Origin of the sequence: Janthinobacterium sp. SUN120 (assembly GCF_030397735.1) — a bacterium.
GTDB classification, from domain to species: Bacteria; Pseudomonadota; Gammaproteobacteria; order Burkholderiales; family Burkholderiaceae_D; genus Janthinobacterium; species Janthinobacterium kumbetense.
In genome coordinates this window covers 115,910-129,210 of sequence record NZ_JAPUBW010000003.1, presented here as the reverse complement: position 1 = coordinate 129,210, position 13,301 = coordinate 115,910, and the positions used below count along the sequence as shown (strand labels likewise).

At 61.7% G+C, this 13,301-nt stretch carries 13 protein-coding genes; 4 read left to right on the top strand and 9 right to left on the bottom strand.

The window, feature by feature from the left end; translation table 11 throughout:
* Entirely contained in the window at positions 1 to 510 is a 510-nt protein-coding gene (locus O0879_RS18540) for a DUF4124 domain-containing protein (protein WP_306558298.1), read from the bottom strand.
* Between the two features lie 156 nt (positions 511 to 666).
* The gene (gene glnA / locus O0879_RS18535) at positions 667 to 2,082 is read right to left on the bottom strand and encodes a type I glutamate--ammonia ligase (protein ID WP_070219258.1); all 1,416 of its coding nucleotides are present in this window, start codon (positions 2,080 to 2,082) and stop codon (positions 667 to 669) included.
* Between the two features lie 386 nt (positions 2,083 to 2,468).
* On the opposite strand from glnA, the gene O0879_RS18530 reads away from it, so the two are divergent.
* The 3 genes from O0879_RS18530 (at position 2,469) to O0879_RS18520 (ending at position 3,733) form a co-directional block, all read left to right on the top strand.
* On the top strand, positions 2,469 to 2,930 hold the full coding sequence (locus tag O0879_RS18530) for a rhodanese-like domain-containing protein (RefSeq protein WP_289918054.1): 462 nt from the start codon (positions 2,469 to 2,471) through the stop codon (positions 2,928 to 2,930).
* A gap of 171 nt (positions 2,931 to 3,101) precedes the next feature.
* Positions 3,102 to 3,452: a type II toxin-antitoxin system RelE/ParE family toxin gene (locus tag O0879_RS18525; protein WP_289899850.1), complete on the top strand. Its 351-nt coding sequence runs from the start codon at positions 3,102 to 3,104 to the stop codon at positions 3,450 to 3,452.
* Complete coding sequence (locus tag O0879_RS18520; RefSeq protein ID WP_289906350.1) at positions 3,449 to 3,733, top strand: Fis family transcriptional regulator; 285 nt, start codon at positions 3,449 to 3,451, stop codon at positions 3,731 to 3,733. The genes O0879_RS18525 and O0879_RS18520 overlap by 4 nt, the downstream gene beginning before the upstream one ends.
* A 13-nt stretch (positions 3,734 to 3,746) precedes the next feature.
* Here O0879_RS18520 and O0879_RS18515 read toward each other — a convergent pair whose 3' ends face one another.
* Positions 3,747 to 5,099 carry a TAXI family TRAP transporter solute-binding subunit gene (locus tag O0879_RS18515; protein WP_289906351.1) on the bottom strand — a complete coding sequence of 451 codons (1,353 nt, stop codon included), beginning with the start codon at positions 5,097 to 5,099 and terminating at the stop codon, positions 3,747 to 3,749.
* Between the two features lie 131 nt (positions 5,100 to 5,230).
* Between O0879_RS18515 and O0879_RS18510 the strand changes: the two genes are divergently transcribed.
* Positions 5,231 to 5,836: a glutathione S-transferase gene (locus O0879_RS18510; RefSeq protein ID WP_289918052.1), complete on the top strand. Its 606-nt coding sequence runs from the start codon at positions 5,231 to 5,233 to the stop codon at positions 5,834 to 5,836.
* Here the strand turns inward: O0879_RS18510 and O0879_RS18505 are convergent.
* The 6 genes from O0879_RS18505 to O0879_RS18480 form a co-directional block, all read right to left on the bottom strand.
* On the bottom strand, positions 5,833 to 6,213 hold the full coding sequence (locus O0879_RS18505) for a hypothetical protein (protein WP_289918050.1): 381 nt from the start codon (positions 6,211 to 6,213) through the stop codon (positions 5,833 to 5,835). The two genes, O0879_RS18510 and O0879_RS18505, sit on opposite strands and share 4 nt — an antisense overlap.
* 63 nt (positions 6,214 to 6,276) lie before the next feature.
* Positions 6,277 to 9,393: a transglycosylase domain-containing protein gene (locus O0879_RS18500; protein ID WP_289918048.1), complete on the bottom strand. Its 3,117-nt coding sequence runs from the start codon at positions 9,391 to 9,393 to the stop codon at positions 6,277 to 6,279.
* A 364-nt stretch (positions 9,394 to 9,757) separates the two neighbouring features.
* On the bottom strand, positions 9,758 to 10,543 hold the full coding sequence (locus tag O0879_RS18495; RefSeq protein ID WP_289918045.1) for a molybdopterin-binding protein: 786 nt from the start codon (positions 10,541 to 10,543) through the stop codon (positions 9,758 to 9,760).
* 31 nt (positions 10,544 to 10,574) lie between these two features.
* Complete coding sequence (locus O0879_RS18490; protein WP_099665319.1) at positions 10,575 to 11,402, bottom strand: EI24 domain-containing protein; 828 nt, start codon at positions 11,400 to 11,402, stop codon at positions 10,575 to 10,577.
* Entirely contained in the window at positions 11,402 to 12,442 is a 1,041-nt protein-coding gene (locus tag O0879_RS18485; RefSeq protein WP_099665320.1) for a sterol desaturase family protein, read from the bottom strand. The genes O0879_RS18490 and O0879_RS18485 overlap by 1 nt, the downstream gene beginning before the upstream one ends.
* Positions 12,439 to 13,293: a polysaccharide deacetylase family protein gene (locus O0879_RS18480; RefSeq protein ID WP_289918041.1), complete on the bottom strand. Its 855-nt coding sequence runs from the start codon at positions 13,291 to 13,293 to the stop codon at positions 12,439 to 12,441. Before O0879_RS18480 ends, O0879_RS18485 begins: the two co-directional genes overlap by 4 nt.
* Between the last annotated feature and the right edge of the window lie 8 nt (positions 13,294 to 13,301).

Here is a 13,301-nt window from a genome sequence, read left to right as displayed (position 1 = left end):
TTACCGGATATTCGCGATCTCGCGTTTCAGGGCCTCGACGTTTTGCTGTGTCCGGCTAATGTTGTCCTTCAACTGCGCCACTCTTTCCTGGTATTTCGCGTAGTTGCGCTCATTGCCCTGGCGCTCGGGCTGGCCGCCGTTAAATTCCAGGCGCTGCGCCGCCAGTTTCTGCTCTTCGCTGCGCAACTCGTCCTGCAGGATCTGGCGCCGGTCCAGGTCGCGCGCGCGCTGCTCGGCGCCATCGACCTTGGGAAACGCGCCGGCGGCAGGCGCCGCGGTGGCCGCTGCCTGCAGGGCGGGCCGTACCGGCGCACCGGCCAGCGGGGCCGTCCTGCGTGGCGGCTCCGTCATGGCGCCCGGCAAATCGAGCAGCTGGCAATGTTTGCCAGCACTCCTGTCCGTGTACGTCTTGTGTCCTTGCGCATCGGCGCACACATACAGCTGCCCGTGCGCCTGTGCCGCCGCGCCCAGCAATCCTGCCATCAGCGCCATTCTGTAATGCTTGGTCAATCTTCACTCCTGTCGGCTCGTGCCGCATCGTTCCTGGGCCGACTATACAACACCGCACTGTCACCGCCTTGGCGCCTTGCATAAAAAAACGCGGGCAAGACCATCGCCTCACCCGCGTTTTTTATTCACCACCGGCACATTGCCGGCGTGGCGCCATTACAGCGAGTAGTACATGTCGAACTCGGCAGGATGCGTGGTCATGCGCATGCGCTGTACGTCCTGCATTTTCAGTTCCAGGTAAGCGTCGATCATGGAATCGCTGAACACGCCGCCACGGGTCAGGAACTCGCGGTCCTTGTCCAGGGCTTCCAGTGCTTCTTCCAGCGAAGCGCACACGGTCGGGATCAGTGCATCTTCTTCCGGCGGCAGATGGTACAGATCTTTCGAGGCGGCTTCGCCCGGATGGATCTTGTTGGCAACGCCGTCCAGGCCGGCCATCAGCAGTGCGGCGAAGCACAGGTACGGGTTCGCCAGTGGATCCGGGAAGCGCGCTTCGACGCGGCGGCCTTTTGGATTGGCCACGTGCGGGATACGGATCGAGGCGGAACGGTTTTTCGCCGAGTACGCCAGTTTCACTGGAGCTTCGTAGCCTGGTACCAGACGCTTGTACGAGTTGGTGCCCGGATTCGTGATCGCGTTCAGTGCCTTGGCGTGCTTGATGATGCCGCCGATGTAGTACAGGGCGAAATCGGACAGGCCGGCATAGCCGTCGCCGGCGAACAGGTTTTTGCCATCTTTCCATACGGATTGATGCACGTGCATGCCCGAACCGTTGTCGCCAACGATAGGTTTCGGCATGAAGGTGGCGGTCTTGCCATAGCTGTGCGCCACGTTCCACACCACATATTTCAGGTTTTGCGTCCAGTCGGCGCGCTCGACCAGGGTCGAGAACTTGGTGCCGATTTCATTTTGACCGGCGCCGGCCACTTCGTGATGATGTACCTCAACCGGGATGCCCAGCGATTCCAAGATCAGGCACATTTCCGAACGCATGTCCTGAAAGCTGTCCACTGGTGGCACTGGGAAATAGCCGCCCTTGACGGTAGGACGGTGGCCGCTGTTGCCGCCTTCGATGTCCTTGCCGGTCGACCACGAACCTTCGTCCGAACCGATCTTGACGAAGCAGCCCGACATGTCGATCTTCCAGCGCACGCTGTCGAAGATGAAGAATTCCGGCTCAGGGCCGAAGTAGGCGGTGTCGCCCATGCCCGACGATTTCAGATAGGCTTCGGCGCGTTTCGCGATCGAGCGCGGGTCGCGGTCGTAGCCCTTTCCGTCCGACGGTTCGATCACGTCGCACTGCATGAACAGGGTCGTTTCTTCCATGAACGGGTCGATATTGGCCGTGTTTGGATCCGGCAACAAGATCATGTCGGACGCTTCAATGCCTTTCCAGCCAGCGATCGAAGAACCGTCAAAGGCGTGGCCCGACTCGAATTTGTCCATGTCGAAGTGCGACACGGGAACCGTCACGTGCTGCTCTTTACCACGGGTATCGGCAAAGCGGAAATCAACGAATTTGACTTCGTTTTCTTCTACCATCTTCAAGACTTCTGCGGCTGTCATTGCCATGCGTATCTCCTAAATGAATGTGGGGTGAGCCGACCTTAGTGCGTCTGGGCTGATGAAGCGAAGCAAACATTGCGTGCCACCAAAACTCATAAGGATCATAGCAGATTCCATGCCAGCTCCAGGAGCGCCCCGGCGCCGGCAACAAAATTACTGCCATCCCAGTGAAAGTTTTCCTGCCCGCGATTTTGATGCGCGTTTGCGTCAAATCAAGAATGCACTAAGCAAGTGCAAAAAACGAATAACGCACCATTATCGTGCATTTTGTGCGAATTACCGAAAAATGCCTCCTTGTGGTGCATGCGCCGTGCACCATGGATTCCCGTTTGCGGGGCGCGGACGGCGCACTATAATCGTACACACACCTGCCCACTTTCATCGAGGACGCCATGACCACCGCCGCCGACATCCTGACCACCGCCCGCAGCCGGGCCAATGAAGGTACGCCGTATGCCGGCGCCGTCACGCCGCAGGAAGCGTACGACTTGCTGCAAGGCGATGCCGCCGTCAAGCTCATCGATGTGCGCACGACTGCCGAGCGCGACTGGGTCGGCCGCGTCGACATCGCCGATACCCAGCATGGTGCGGTGCAGTGGGCCACCTACCCGGGCGGCGTGCCGAATCCCGACTTCCTCGCGCAACTGGCGGCCCAGGCCGGCAAGGACGAGGTGCTGCTGTTCCTGTGCCGCTCCGGCGTGCGTTCGCGCCACGCGGCCAAGCTGGCGACCGAACACGGCTATATCAACTGCTTCGACATCCTCGAAGGCTTCGAGGGCGACAAGGACGCCGACGGCCACCGCAAGCAGATCAGCGGCTGGTGCAAGGCGGGCTTGCCGTGGCTGGGCGCCTGACGCTAGCCGCTTGATGCTGGCCGCCGAATTATCTGAACAGTGTTTGATCTGGCGGGCCACCATGCGGTCCGCCATCGGCTACAACCATCCATGTGCGCCCGCTTTTCTCAAGAGCGGCGCCGATTCTCCTTGCGAACATGTACCTTATATAGTACAACGTAGAGGTGCGTCATGGATGCTTCCGGCTTGCGGCAGATTACCCTGCTGTTCTATGCGAACGGCAATGGCGGCGAACCCGTGCGCGACTGGCTCAAATCCTTGCCCGTCGAAGAACGTCATGTGATCGGGCAAGACTTGATGCATGCGCAATGGCGCTGGCCCGTGGGCATGCCCTTGTGCCGGCACCTGGGGCAGGGCTTGTCGGAGGTGCGCAGCAGCTTGCCCGGCAACCGCATTGCGCGCGTGCTGATCTGCCATCACGGCGATTGCCTGGTGGCGCTGCACGGCTTTATCAAGAAAACCCGCGCCACGCCGGACGACGACCTGGCGCTGGCCCGCAAACGCCACAAGGAATTGACATGAACGCCACCGCTCCCCACCTCGGCAGCAGTCTCGACGACTTCCTCAAGGAAGAAGGCATCTTTGAGCAAACGCAAACCCGCGCCATCAAGGAAGTGATCGCCTGGCAACTGACGCAGGCCATGCAGGAACAATCGCTGTCGAAGACGCGCATGGCGGCGCTGCTGCAGACGAGCCGTTCGCAACTCGACCGCCTGCTCGATCCCGGCAGCGACGTGACGCTCTCCACCCTGGAACGGGCCGCCGCGCTGCTCGGGCGCAAGCTGTCGATCACCCTCGTTTAAGCGGGTTAAGCGCTCAGGCCGGCTCGCCCGCCTCCGCGGCCGGATGCTCGCCCATCAGGGTCAATATGCGCTTGCGCACGAAATTGATGTGGCTGCGCAAGCCATACAAGCCATCGGCAAACGACAGGGGTATCGAGATCTGGTTGACCATTTCCTCAATCTGGTCGAGCCGTTTCAATTGTTCCGCATACACGTGCGCGCGCTGCCCTTCCGGCACGTCTTCCAGCGCCTGCTCCACCGTGCGCAGCTGGCCATACCAGCGGTACACGCGCGAACGGATGCGCCACACGTACAGGGGCGGCACGACGCGCGACAGGGGCAGGATCAGGGCGCCCAGCGCCACCACCAGCACCCACATGCGGTCGAAGAAATTGGCCAGCCAGAAACTCATGTAGCGCTGCAACACGGGCGCGCCATCCTTGTAGAACTTCAACGCTTCCGGCGCCACGGGAATTTCCGTGTAGCGCGCGGACGGGAACTGCCCCTGCTGCTGGAACCAGCCCGTGCCGCCATGGATGCCGGCCGCCGCCTGCACGAACAGGTCGACCAGGGCCGGATGCAAGTCTTCGCGCGCGACCAGGGTGGCCGTCGGCGCGATCAGGTGATAATCCTGCGCGGGAATGTTTTGCCCCAGGTCGACGATGCCACGCGGCAAGACGACATGCGTGAGGAAAGGCAGGCGCCGCGTGTACGCCTCCGCTTGCGAAAAATCAAACAGCTTGATGCCCGGCGTTTGCAGCAGCATCTGGATCAGCGGCGCTTCCGGCGCCGAGCTGAACACGAGACCGTCGATGCGCCCTTCCAGCAGTTCCACCGTGGCGGGCGTGTTCTGCAAGTCGCTCACCGTCAGTTCCTTGGCTTCCACGCCATTGACGGACAGCAACTGCCGGAACAGGCCGGGCACGCCCGTGCCTTCCGGCCCCAGGTTGATCTTCATGCCCTTCAATTGCGTCAGCTCCGTCACGGCCTTGTCTTCGCGCATGAACAGCCAGACGGGTTCCGTAAACAGGCTGCCCAGGGAAATGAGGCCGTGGCGCTCGGCATCTTCGTGTTCCGTCGAACCACTTTGCACGAAGGCGATATCGGTCTTGCCCGCGTTCAAGCGCTGCAGGTTTTCCTGCGAACCCAGCGACGGCTGCAAGGTCACCTTGATGCCGTGCCTGGCCAGGGTGGCCGCGTACTTCTTGCCGAACTCTTCGTAGGCGCTATTGTCCTGCCCTGTCGACAGGGTTACCTTGCGCGGCGGCGCCGGGTCGACCAGCCAGTAAGCGAGCGCGCAAAACGCGCCGACCAGCAGCAAGGTGGGACCGGCGGTGGCGAGGAAATCGCGCACGGAAAAGCGGCTGAACGCGAGGATTTTGGACATGTGGTGGCGCATAGGTTTCATGGGTGGCTACGATGCCAAGAAAAGCGCAACTATGCAAGGCACTTTCACATGCATGGCGTGGCCAATTCGGCTACAGTGCTGGATCGACCACCTGCCCTCGGGAGCCCTGCATGCTGAAAATTCTTGGAAAAGCCGCCTCGATCAATGTCCGCAAAGTCTTGTGGACGTGCGAAGAACTCGACCTGCCGTACGAACGCGAAGACTGGGGCAGCGGCTTTCGCGCCACGGACGACCCGGCCTTCCTGGCCCTGAATCCGAACGCCATGGTACCCGTGCTGCTCGATGGCGACCTGGTGCTGTGGGAATCGAACACGATTTGCCGCTACCTGTGTACCCAGGCGGGCCGCGACGACTTGCTGCCGAGTAATCCACGCGCCCGCGCGGAAGTGGAAAAATGGATGGACTGGCAAATGGGCGACCTCAACAACAGCTGGCGCTACGCCTTCATGTCGCTGGTGCGCCACAGCCCCGCACACCAGGATGCGGCCCAGCTGGCGGCCGGTATTGCCGGATGGAACAAGATGATGGGCGTGCTGGAACAGCAGTTGCAGCGCACGGGCGCGTATGTGTGCGGCGAGCAATTTACCTTGGCGGATATCGTGCTGGGCCTGTCCGTCAAGCGCTGGCTGATGGCGCCCATGCAGCGCCCCGAGTATCCGGCCATCGCCGCGTATCACGCGCGCCTGGAAGGTAAAACGGCCGTGTTTGCCGGTTAATCCAGTTCGATTGCCTCGACCGTGCCGCCGATGACGTAGCAATCGCCATCGCGGCGCACTTCCTCCAGGGTCGCCGGCTCGTCGTGCGCATACGTGCCGTTGACGTCCACGCACCACACGTCGCCAAAGCGCAGCAGCTTCACGCCGCAGCAGATGCGGTTGATGAAGTTGCCCGGCGTCTTTATCATCAATTCCCGCACGTCACCCACCGTGATGGCGACTTTGCGCCAGATGTTGCCTTCCAGCCCATGATTCCTCGCGTACAACACGATGCGCACGCTCTGCACGCCCCGGGGTCCATATGCTTGCTCGAATGATACGAGCGTGCCATCGTCAAAACGGTGATATTGCGCAAAGATCTGCTGTGTTCTTTCCATGGATTCTTTCTCCTCCATAAAAAAACCGGCCCATTCAGGCCGGCTTTTTAATGCAGCAACGATTTAATTCGTGCACTGCTTGGCCACGCCTTCGGCTGGCGCAGGCGGCTCGATCAGCGGCATCAGGCTCGGCGCCAGCGACACCAGCAGTTGCACGGGCAAGGCGCTGGTGAAATCGTAGTTCTTCGATTCCGGCCCCCGCACATACGCCGTCATACTGCCATAGAAACGCTCTCCGATATTGAAGACGAACGTGGCCGAACGGTTCACATAGCGCGACTCGATCAGGCGGCCACCGGCCCCATACACGTCGAAGCGCTGGTCGCCCGTGCCCGTCTTGCCGCCCATCGGGATCGGCACGCCGTCGGCGCCGACGAATGCCGTCTTCGCCCGCTTGGCCGTGCCGTCCGACACCACTTCGCGGATGGCCTTGGCGACAGCTTTCGCCACGTCCGGCGACAGCACTTGCTCCGCTTCCACCTTCGTGCCCCGCTTGACCATGGTGTCGTACGGCGTATTGGCGGCGAAATGCATGGAATCGATGCGCACGCTGGGTTTGCGCACGCCATCGTTGATGATGATGCCCATCAACTCGGCCAGCGCGGCGGGACGGTCGGCCGACGCGCCCAGGGTGGTCGCGTAGGACGGCACGAGCGAGTCGAACGGGTAACCCATCTTCTTCCACTGGCGGTGGATTTCCAGGAACCCTTCCACTTCCAGCAAGTTGGCGATGCGGCGGTCCTGCGCATGCTTGCGGTGCGTATTGAACAGCCATTTATACACTTCCTGACGTTCCTTTTCGCTGGCCGCCACCATCTGCGACAGGGTGGAACCTTCGTGCTGGCGCAGATACGCCACCATCCACAGTTCCAGCGGATGCACATTGGCAAGGTAGCCCCGGTCGGCCAGCGACCAGTTTTCCATCGCATACTGCTGGTACATCTTGGCCACGCGCTCGGGCGGTACTTCGTTTTGCGACGGTAAATTGGCGTTGAGGAAATCGCCGAATTCCGCGACGGTGCCCTTCGGATTGATGGTGCGGAAGATATTCGCCAGGCGCACGGGGGTCGGGCGGATACTGGCCAATAAAATCTTTTCCTGCTCGTCGACGCTCTTGCCGCGGTACTTCTGGTAGAAGCGGTGCAGGAATTCGCGCCCTTCCTTGTCGGCAAAACGGCTCAGGTACTGGGCCCGGCGCGGATCGTCCGCGTCCGCCAGCAGCGAGGCCGAGGAATCGGGACGCGAAAACATGTAGTAGCGGGCCACGTCGCGCATCAGGCGCACGAACACCAGGTTGGTCGACTGGCGCAGCGCCTGCTGCACCGTCATGATGCGGCTGTCGTCGAGCTTGGAGAAGTTGCCGAAATGGTGCAAGCCGCCGCCCGTGAAGAAGCCTTCGCCCGGGTTGCCCGAATATTTGCGTTCCATGGCGGCCGCCAGCATGGCGGGTAAATTGCGCGCCTCGCCCAGCGGCAAAGGTTTCAAATAAGCAATTGCCCACTGCGACAGCATATCCTTCGGATCGACGGCAATCTTGCCCAGTTCGGCGGCGCCCATGCCGCTGTAGCGCTGGTGCAACTGGTCGATGATGTCCATGTACGTCACCAGGGTGCGCAGCTTGGCCGTGGAACCGAGGTCCAGCTTGGCGCCTTCGTTGATGTCGAGCGGCTGGTCGTAGTTATCCGTCTGCACGCGCAGCAAGTTGGCTTGTTCGCCCTTTTGCAGCAAAGTAAAACTGTAGACCACATTGGCGGGGTCGCCATTGCCCAGCATGCCCTTGCCCGTCAAGCCGGCCGCTTTCGCCACTTCCGGGTCGCGCAGCTCGCGCAAGACCTTGGTGACGGCGTTTTGCGCCTGCGCGTCGAGCGTGCTGACCACTTTCAGGTCGAGACGGTCGAGGTTGTACAAGCGCGGGTCGCCCAGCATGCTGGCCAGGTGGTTGCGCACGGCATTCGAGGCCTTGCGCGTGACGAACGAGGTCGACGCTTCCGATTGCACGCCCGAGGCCGTCGATGGGCGCAGCTTCTCGGCGATGGCCGCATTGCGCAGCTGCGGCGAGATCACGCCCGCTTGCGCCAGCAGGCGCAGATGGCTGTTGGTCAATTCTTCCAGATCGGCGCCGCCTGCCACCAGGTAATGCGAGGGACGGCGCTGCGCGATCAGCAAGCTCAGCGCCTGCTTGTAGGCGAGCGCACTGCCCGGCTGGTCCATATTGCCTTTGAGCAAAGTTTTCACTTCGGCAAATGGACGGCCATACCAGACCCACATGCCGTCGCCGATGCCGTTGACCTCGCCAAAGCCGCTCTTTGCCGACAGCGGCACGGTATTGAGGTAATTGACGACGATCTTGCGCCGCGCTTCCATGGTGTTTTCGCCATCCTGGTACGAGCGCAGGCTGGCCGACAGCATCTGCAGCAGCTTGTCCTGCATGGAACTGGTGCGGCCGTCTTCCGAATGGCGGTATTTTTCAATTTGCGTGGCCAGCGTGCTGCCGCCGCCGCCGCGGTGGCCGCCGAACAGGTTCAGCGCCTTGTCCAGAATCGCCTTGCTCAGGCGGTCCCATTCCACGGCCGGATTGCGCTCGGGCGTGCCCGGATCGAGCAATTCGCGGTTTTCGATGAACAGCAGGCTTTGCACGAGCGCGGGCGGCGCTTCGGCGAAGCCGTCGAACATACGCTCGGGATAGCTGGCCGCGAACAGGGGTGCGGCGCGGCAATCGAGGATGCTCAATCCCGCGCGGTTTTTCTCGTGATACGTGGCAAAGATGCCCCGGTCGATCAGTTGCACCATTTTCGGCGACATGCGCGCCTGCGCCGTCACTTCATAGTCGCGCGCATTGAGCTTGCTAATAAAATCCGGCAAGCTGGCATAGCCGAGGCGCTCGTCATACGGGCCGTGCTGCGGATAGCGGATGGCGCCCGCCGGTGCGGGGCCGGGCTCGACCTTGAACGACAGCTGGCGGTCCAGGCGCGTGAAAAATTCCGCCTGCAGGGCCGACGTGCGCACTTCGCGCATGACGAACCAGGCCACGCCGGCAATCAGCGCCAGCAGGATGATGGCAAAAATGGGCCAGATGCGCGAACGGCGCTTCTTCGGCGGGCTCGCCGGCGGCGGCGCCTCGGCAGCTGGATCAGAGGGGGGCCGCTCTTGCGCGGCCAGATTGACGCCTGTGTCTTTCATGGGATGCTGGGGTAAGGTTGGGTTTGGACGGCGCGGGAAATGCGGCAGCGATACCGCTCCGCGCGGGATAAGACGAGGGCCAGCCAGGGCCGGTCACAACAAAGCTTGCTTAACATGATGTCCATACCGGTAAATCGAAAAAACACGCTACTGCACAGGCAGGCGACCCCGCGTTTGACGCGCAAGGCCCCTGTTCACCATTCCACCACATCGGCATGAAAACGACTGACGAGCGCGCACAAAAATCTTGCTTCATTGAAGATTTTCGCAAAAAAACAACGTCTTGGAATGTACGCTTGCGTACATAGATGCACGGCGGGCTGGACGCCGGCAAAAAAGCCGCCGGCGCCGGGCTGGCTGCATGTCAGATGGTGGTGTATTCCGCCTGCAAGGTATCGAGTGCGGCGCACATCTGCGCGAAGGCGGCCGCCGCTTGCGCCGGCTCGCCCTTGACGCCCAGTTCGATATGCCGGCGCGTCTGCGCGTCGCCCACGCTGGGTAAGCTGAAAACCTTAATCAACGGAAACTCCGCTTCCAGCCGCACCATCAGCGGCGTCAGCAGGGATTCGGCCGTTTCGTACACGAGCAAGGCATGTTCCGCATGCGGCACCTGGTTGAACAAATGGGGGTAATGCGTGTCCAGCACCCATTCGATCATGGGCCAGGACATGATGGGAAAGCCCGGCACGAAGTAATGCTCGCGCACGGCAAAGCCGGCAATCTTGTTGTACGGGTTCGGAATCAGCTCGGCGCCTTCGACAAATTCCGCCATTTTCAGGCGGTGCAGGTTTTCCGGCGAGTTCAGATCGGCCGGCACGCCCGCCTCTTCTCCCATTTCCGTGATGCGCTGCTGGATATTGATCTTGCCCTGCGGATGCAGCACCAGCGGCAAGCCCAGCGCATCGGCCGCCGCCTGGCGCGTATGGTCGTCCGGCGTGGCGCCGATGCCGCCAAAGCTGAAGACGATGTCGCCGCTGGCAAAGCTGCGCTTGAGCAAGGCCACCAGGCGGGCAGGCTCGTCGCCCACGTATTCCGCCCAGCTCAGCTGCAATCCCCGCGCCTTGAGCATTTGCACCACTTTCGGGAAATGCTGGTCCGTGCGCTTGCCCGACAGGATTTCGTCGCCGATGATGATCAATCCGATAGCCATGAAGCTTCCTCGTAGAATTCGATAAAAATACTCAAGCGTCCGCCGGCGCCACGTCGGTCATGCCGCGTACGCCCCGCAACCGCGACAGTGCTTCCAGGCAGTAATACTGGAACCACAGCCCCGTAAAGATGAAGATCAGCACATACAGCCAGATGGCGAACGCCGCCAGGAAGGGGAAGAACACCACCGACATCGCGCCGCCCATCCACAGCAAGCCCGGCACGGCGCCGGCCGCGCCCGAGACCATGCCGATGGCCAGCAGGGGCCAGCGCTGCGTGCGCATGATGGCGTGGCGCTCGTCCACGCTGGCGTAATCGGCCATGGCGTCGTACGCCATCACGCGGTAGGTCAGCCAGCCCCACAGCACGGCTTGCCCCGCCAGGGCGGCCGGCGGAAACGCGTACAGGGGCAGCAGGATGACCCAGGCGACGATAAAGAGTAAAAACGTGGCCAGCGAAGTACCGACGCTGCCCAGCAGGCTGCCGCCATGCTTCTTTTCCAGTTGCGGAAAGTGCCGCCCGCCGATATGGCGGCCGATGGCCGGCATGGCGAACAGGCCCATGAAGATCAGCGCCGTCAAGATCATCAGCGGCAGCAGCATGAACATGGCGATCAGCGGCACGATCACGGCTTTCAGCACGCCCAGGCCGAAGGTGGTCAGCACCTGGCCGCTGGTGCGGAAGAAATCGTACTGCGTGAACAACGCATGCAGGCTGTCGATCAGCGGCTGCAAGCCCACGTACAGCAAGCCGCCCCACAGCACCAGCGACAGGATGAACGGCGCTACGCTCAGCAGCAGTATCCTGCCATGCAATTGCGACAGGAAAGCACGGCCATACGAATTCAACACATTACGCATCAACGGCGTCCTTTTCGTTTAATTCTTGCAAATTCCACCATGCGACGCAGGCCCAGCCATTGCTGCTGCCAGAAACCGCGGCCATAGTTGCGCCCCGGCCGGCCGACACCGTTGCTGTCGATGCGGGCCAGTTGGTCGCGCACGCCCGTGCGCGCATAGCCCGCCGAGAAATTCGCGGTGCCCAGCAGCATATCCCAAATCGGCAAGACCACGCCGAAGTTGCAACCACCCATGCTGCCCTTGCCTTTCGACTCGTGCCCCACGCCGATCGCGTGATGCGTGCGGTGGAAACGGGGCGAGATCAAGAGCCGCTCGCCGATGCGGCCGAAGTGTATCCTCACATTTGCGTGCTGCAAGCTTTGCAAAATGCGCGAAATCGACACCAGCAGCACGTATTGGCCCGGCGGCACGCCGATGCCGAGCGCCACCAGCGCCATCACCACGTCGCGCAGGAAGTCATCGAGCAAGTGATTGCGGTCATCGCTCCACAAGTTCATGTTTTGCTGGCTGTGATGCAGGCTGTGCAAGCCCCACCACCAGCCGAAATGGTGCGAGGCCCGGTGGTAGCAATAATCGACGAAGTCCAGTATCACAAAATAAATGATAAAACTGAGCAAGGGGCTGATGCCGGGCAACAGCGATTCCAGGTTCAATGGATGAATATTGTCGAAGCGCAAGGCGCCCGCCAATGCATCCATCAGCGGATCGAGCGTGAAGAACACCACGACGGAAAACAGGCCGATGCGGTGCAGCACCGTATAGATAAAATCGTTCCAGCGGGCGCGCGGGTCCGTCATCTTTTGCGCGGGAATCAAGGCTTCGAGCGGACGCAGCACGAGAAACAGCAGCACCAGTTCGCACAGGCCGATCAGCAGCCACTCCGTGCCCTCGAACGCTTCTTCCGTGAATTCGCCAAAGCCCAGGTGATATACGAGCGGGTTCACCACCGTCTGGAACAGCCATCCTTGCGCCGCGCCAAAGGCGTCGACCACAGCATCGATGACGGGCGTAACGAAGCTGACGATGTCGGCGGCGATCATGGCTGGCCCTTCTTCTGCGCATAGGCAGGGTGCTCGCGCAGGGTGGCAAAGCAGAAACCTTTGTCTTGCAGGCCGGAAATCAAGGCGTCCAGGTTGGCCGGTGCCCATGCATCCTTGCGCGACCAGATGCCCATATGCGCAATGAAAATATCGCCGCTACGCAAGTTCGCCAGGGCTTTTTTCAGCAGCGTGGCGTTTGGATACTTATCGCTGGGTAATTCATCGCCCGAATAGCCGGCCGGCGCCCAGCCCGCGTGCTGGTAGCCGCAGGAGCTGCCGGCCGCCAGGGTGCGCGGCGACGTGTAGCCGCCCGGCGCGCGCCAGAACGGGTCGAGCTTGCGCCCGGTCAGCTCCTGGAAGCGCGTATCGACGCGGCGCAATTCCTCGCAGAACTGCTGATCCGTGATGGAGGCCAGCTTGCCGCCATCCTTGCCGAACTGGGGCTTGACCTGGATCAAGCCGTTGGGCAGATCCTTCTTCCAGTACACGTGGTCAAACGTATGCGTGCCGAACGCATGGCCTTCGGCCACGCGGGCTTTCCAGTACGGCGCCCACGAGGCATCGAGCGAATAGTCGCCCCGCGTCGTCTTTTCATTGGCCAGGAAGAAGGTTGCCTTCACATGGCGTTTGTTCAGCACGTCGGCGATCAGCTGCGCTTGCGACTGGCTACCCGTGTCGAAGGTCATGTAGATGGTGCCCTTGCAGGCGGCCGGCGCTGGCGATGCAACTGGAGATGCGACTGGGGCAACAGGTACGGCGGCAGGTGCGGCGGCATGCGCGGGCGACAGCATGGCGCTGGCGCACAGCAGCATGGCGGGCGCGTGGCCCGCGAAAATGAAGCGTTTCATCATCACCTGCT

Bases quoted from the DNA above. Each gene is read 5' to 3' on its own strand.
- O0879_RS18505 (WP_289918050.1), bottom strand. From the start codon at position 6,213: ATGGAAAGAACACAGCAGATCTTTGCGCAATATCACCGTTTTGACGAT.
- O0879_RS18510 (WP_289918052.1), top strand. From the start codon at position 5,231: ATGCTGAAAATTCTTGGAAAAGCCGCCTCGATCAATGTCCGCAAAGTC.
- O0879_RS18515 (WP_289906351.1), bottom strand. From the start codon at position 5,099: ATGTCCAAAATCCTCGCGTTCAGCCGCTTTTCCGTGCGCGATTTCCTC.
- O0879_RS18485 (WP_099665320.1), bottom strand. From the start codon at position 12,442: ATGATCGCCGCCGACATCGTCAGCTTCGTTACGCCCGTCATCGATGCT.
- O0879_RS18480 (WP_289918041.1), bottom strand. From the start codon at position 13,293: ATGATGAAACGCTTCATTTTCGCGGGCCACGCGCCCGCCATGCTGCTG.
- O0879_RS18525 (WP_289899850.1), top strand. From the start codon at position 3,102: ATGGATGCTTCCGGCTTGCGGCAGATTACCCTGCTGTTCTATGCGAAC.
- O0879_RS18520 (WP_289906350.1), top strand. From the start codon at position 3,449: ATGAACGCCACCGCTCCCCACCTCGGCAGCAGTCTCGACGACTTCCTC.
- glnA (WP_070219258.1), bottom strand. From the start codon at position 2,082: ATGGCAATGACAGCCGCAGAAGTCTTGAAGATGGTAGAAGAAAACGAA.
- O0879_RS18495 (WP_289918045.1), bottom strand. From the start codon at position 10,543: ATGGCTATCGGATTGATCATCATCGGCGACGAAATCCTGTCGGGCAAG.
- O0879_RS18500 (WP_289918048.1), bottom strand. From the start codon at position 9,393: ATGAAAGACACAGGCGTCAATCTGGCCGCGCAAGAGCGGCCCCCCTCT.
- O0879_RS18530 (WP_289918054.1), top strand. From the start codon at position 2,469: ATGACCACCGCCGCCGACATCCTGACCACCGCCCGCAGCCGGGCCAAT.
- O0879_RS18490 (WP_099665319.1), bottom strand. From the start codon at position 11,402: ATGCGTAATGTGTTGAATTCGTATGGCCGTGCTTTCCTGTCGCAATTG.